The sequence below is a fragment of the Streptomyces inusitatus genome (genome assembly GCF_014651115.1).
Taxonomy (GTDB): domain Bacteria; phylum Actinomycetota; class Actinomycetes; order Streptomycetales; family Streptomycetaceae; genus Streptomyces; species Streptomyces amakusaensis.
This window is the reverse complement of record NZ_BMWG01000101.1, coordinates 1-594: the sequence shown is the minus strand read 5'-3', so window position 1 is coordinate 594 and position 594 is coordinate 1. Positions and strand designations below refer to the sequence as shown.

The following is a 594-nucleotide window of genomic DNA, read 5'->3' as shown; positions in this document are numbered from 1 at the left end:
CCACCCCGGCCGAGCCGCGACACATCACCCGCGCCCAGCTCACCCGCCATACCACCCGACTCGGCCCACAAACCCCAGGCCAGCGAGGTCGCTGCCAGACCCTGGGCCCGGCGGTGCTGAGCCAGAGCGTCCAGGAACACATTCGCCGCCGCGTAATTCGCCTGACCCGCACCACCGAACACACCAGCAGCCGACGAGAACAGAACAAACGCCGACAAGTCCAGGTCGCGGGTCAGCTCATGCAGATTCCACGCCGCGTCCACCTTCGGACGCAACACCCCCGACAACCGCTCCGACGTCAGCGACCCGACCACACCATCGTCCAGCACACCCGCCGTATGCACCACGGCCGACAGCGAACGCCCAGCCAGCACGGCGGCCAGAGCATCACGATCAGCGACATCACAAGCCGCCCACTCCACCTCCGCACCCAACTCCGACAGCTCCGCCGACAGCCCCGCCGCACCCTCGGCAGCACCACCACGACGACTCACCAGCAACAGCCGGCGAACACCGCGCTCCACCACCAGATGACGCGCGAACAAACCACCCAGAGTGCCACTCGCACCCGTCACCAACACCGTGCCGGCCGGG

General features: G+C 68.4%; 1 protein-coding gene. It reads right to left on the bottom strand.

Translation table 11 applies throughout. The annotated features are described in order from the left end of the window. On the bottom strand, positions 1-594 hold a 594-nt coding region (locus tag IE247_RS34005), incomplete at both ends, for a beta-ketoacyl reductase (RefSeq protein ID WP_190127228.1).